The organism is Scytonema sp. PCC 10023 (assembly GCF_963920835.1).
Lineage (GTDB): Bacteria > Cyanobacteriota > Cyanobacteriia > Cyanobacteriales > Nostocaceae > Kalymmatonema.
Genome location: NZ_CAWUDP010000246.1, coordinates 1 through 2,847, shown reverse-complemented (window position 1 = coordinate 2,847; position 2,847 = coordinate 1). Strand labels below are relative to the sequence as shown.

The window sequence follows — 2,847 nt, the reverse complement described above, 5'->3', positions numbered from 1 at the left end:
CTACAACCAAGCATTTCCGTTGTTTCGTGCAGTCGGCGACAGGCGTGGAGAAGCTGTAACACTCAATAATATTGGGCACGTTTACGACACTTTAGGAGAAAAGCAAAAAGGACTTGAATACTTAAACCAAGCATTTCCGTTGTTTCAGTCCTGATCATGGCTACAAAACCTTACATTATCGCATTGAATAACGCTGAGTTTAAACTTCATAATGGCAACGCAGCAGTGAATCTGGCAGTGAAGATTGATGTTTTGGATCGGCTATCCCGTGGAAACTAGATAAACAGTATGGATATGTGAAGCGAAAAGGAGTGCGATGGTGGGGAGCGATCCATACGTGTCAACTTAAGATTTAAACCCTTGCGATGAGGTCGTTTCTCGTTCTTTGCCAGATGCTGGGAATGCATAACTGTGGGCTGCTTGCTGCCTCAATATAATCATTGCGAGGCAGAGCCTCCGATAATGCATTCCCATGCTGAGCATGGCAACGAGAGAGCTTGAAGGTCAAGTCTCAACTTCAGTTGAGCTTAAGTTGACACCAATGGGAGCGATCGCACTTCTTTTCGCTCTTAATGTAGTGGTGCAATAGCTGTTGGAAAAATATAGCGCTTCTCACTCAGATGAAATACATATTTTGTGGGGTGGGCATCCTGCCCACCCTGAATTTAGGACGGGCTAGAGAGCCACTACCCACAAGAAAAAATTGGATATTTTTTAATTTGGAAGTCCCCACCTTCAGAACACAGCGATACATAGCCGTCTCCCTCGCGCTCAATAATTGCGGTAAGTTGTTTTGTTTGCTTCATTTTCTATCTCGTGCTATTCGCAAATATATTCAATACACGTTAGCGTAAAAGAACGTAAGTAAAATTTATACGGCAAGCGAGTCTTTATAGCTTGACAAAAATTATATATTCTGCATAAGGCTATAAAACCGATAAAAATATGAACCAGGTAGATTATCTCCGTATTAGTTTAATAGACCGCTGCAATTTCCGGTGTCAATACTGTATGCCAGAGGGTGCTGAACTAGACTACATCCTCAAGCAACAGTTGTTGACTGACGCGGAACTGCTCACCCTGATTGAAGAAGTGTTTATCCCTGTTGGATTCACCCGGTTTCGTTTGACTGGGGGGGAACCGCTGCTACGTCCCCGTGTAGTGGAGTTGGTAGGGGCGATCGCCTCCCTTCCCCAAACCCAAGACCTTTCGATGACTACCAACGGCTTTTTACTTGCCCCAATGGCGCAAAACCTCTACAATGCTGGGTTGCGACGAATTAATATCAGCTTAGATTCCCTTGATTCCGACACCTTTGACCAAATTATCGGTAATCGTGGGCGATCGCGTTGGCAAAATGTTTGGCAAGGGATTCAAGAAGCATACCGTGTGGGATTTGACCCATTGAAGCTGAATGTGGTGGTGATCCCCGGTGTGAATGACCATGAAGTTTTGGATCTCGCCGCGCTAACGATTGACAAGCAATGGCACGTCCGGTTTATTGAGTTTATGCCAATTGGTAATTCGCATTTGTTTGGCGATCGCGGTTGGGTATCTTCTGAGGAGTTACGCCAACGCATCCGCGAGCGTTGGGGATTGACTGAATCGCAAATTCGTGGTAATGGTCCCGCTGATGTATTTCAAATTCCAGGAGCGAAGGGGACACTGGGATTTATCAGTCAGATGTCGGAGTGTTTTTGCGATCGCTGCAACCGGATGCGCTTGAGTGCTGATGGCTGGTTGCGTCCGTGTTTATTGAATGAAACTGGTCAAATTGACTTAAAAACCGCTCTGCGTACTGGTGTCAGCACTGGCGAATTGCGAGATCACGTGAGACACTTGCTTGCTCTTAAGCCAGAAATTAACTTTAAGCAACGTTATGCGGGTACAACAACTGGTGCGTACACCCGCACTATGTCACAAATTGGTGGATAAATTAATAAACAGTAGAGTGCCATGTGTAGAGACGCGCCATGGCGCGTCTCTACAAACGCTCTACAAACGTCTCTGTTACGCTTGACGTGAGTAGTATTCCACCACAAGCAGTTCGTTAATTTGTAGCGCCACCCATTCGCGCTCAATAACGCCGTTGACTTTACCAACCAACTTATTTTTGTCAAATTCCAGATGGCTGGGGAGGTTTGCCAAGCCAGGATATTGCAAGTTAGCTTCCACCAACTTACGTGATCCTTCCCGGTTTCTGACAGCAATTTCCTCTCCAGGACGGCACTGGTAACTGGCAATATTGACAACGCGACCGTTGACGGTGACATGACCATGATTCACCAGCTGACGAGCTGCGGGAATAGTGGGAGCCATACCCATGCGGAAAATGGTATTATCCAAGCGCATTTCGAGCAATTGCAGCAGCACTTGTCCGGTAGAACCGGTGACGCGTCTTGCTTTACGCACGTAACGCAGCAATTGCTTTTCAGTCACCCCGTAGTTAAAGCGGAGTTTTTGCTTTTCCTCCAACCGGATGGCATATTCAGAACGCTTTTTGCGGTTTTGACCGTGCTGACCTGGTGGATAAGCGCGTCTAGCGCTTTTACGAGTTAATCCTGGTAGGTCGCCTAAGCGACGTACAACTCTAAGGCGTGGTCCTCTGTATCGGGACATGAGTTTCCTAAATGTAATCCTGCTTAACTTTACCCAAATATATAATTATAATTCAAAATTTCAGATGTCAATACACCAATGTTGATCTAAACAGCAGGGCTAATCAATTCAAAATTCAAAATTCAAAATTGGACTTTCTCCCTCACTCCCTCACTCCCTCATCTCCCTCACTCCCTCATCCCCCTCATCCCCCTCATCTCCCTCATCTCCCTCATCTCCCTCATCTCC

The 2,847-nt window shown here is 46.2% G+C and carries 4 protein-coding genes; 3 read left to right on the top strand and 1 reads right to left on the bottom strand.

Annotated features, from left to right (window positions below; all coding sequences use genetic code 11):
- The 3 genes from ACM0OZ_RS48365 to moaA all read left to right on the top strand — a co-directional run.
- Positions 1 to 154, top strand: a 154-nt coding sequence (locus tag ACM0OZ_RS48365; RefSeq protein ID WP_414590075.1) for a tetratricopeptide repeat protein, incomplete at its 5' end; no start/stop codon positions are given.
- A gap of 2 nt (positions 155 to 156) precedes the next feature.
- Positions 157 to 279 carry a hypothetical protein gene (locus ACM0OZ_RS48360; protein ID WP_414590074.1) on the top strand — a complete coding sequence of 41 codons (123 nt, stop codon included), beginning with the start codon at positions 157 to 159 and terminating at the stop codon, positions 277 to 279.
- A 666-nt stretch (positions 280 to 945) separates the two neighbouring features.
- A complete protein-coding gene (gene moaA, locus ACM0OZ_RS48355; RefSeq protein ID WP_414590073.1) occupies positions 946 to 1,935 on the top strand; it encodes a GTP 3',8-cyclase MoaA in 990 nt (329 codons plus the stop codon).
- A gap of 75 nt (positions 1,936 to 2,010) precedes the next feature.
- On the opposite strand, the gene rpsD is transcribed toward moaA, so the two are convergent.
- On the bottom strand, positions 2,011 to 2,619 hold the full coding sequence (gene rpsD, locus ACM0OZ_RS48350; protein WP_041037509.1) for a 30S ribosomal protein S4: 609 nt from the start codon (positions 2,617 to 2,619) through the stop codon (positions 2,011 to 2,013).
- Positions 2,620 to 2,847 lie beyond the last annotated feature (228 nt).

Coding starts and splice junctions, on each gene's coding strand:
- moaA (WP_414590073.1), top strand. CDS start 946: ATGAACCAGGTAGATTATCTCCGTATTAGTTTAATAGACCGCTGCAAT.
- rpsD (WP_041037509.1), bottom strand. CDS start 2,619: ATGTCCCGATACAGAGGACCACGCCTTAGAGTTGTACGTCGCTTAGGC.
- ACM0OZ_RS48360 (WP_414590074.1), top strand. CDS start 157: ATGGCTACAAAACCTTACATTATCGCATTGAATAACGCTGAGTTTAAA.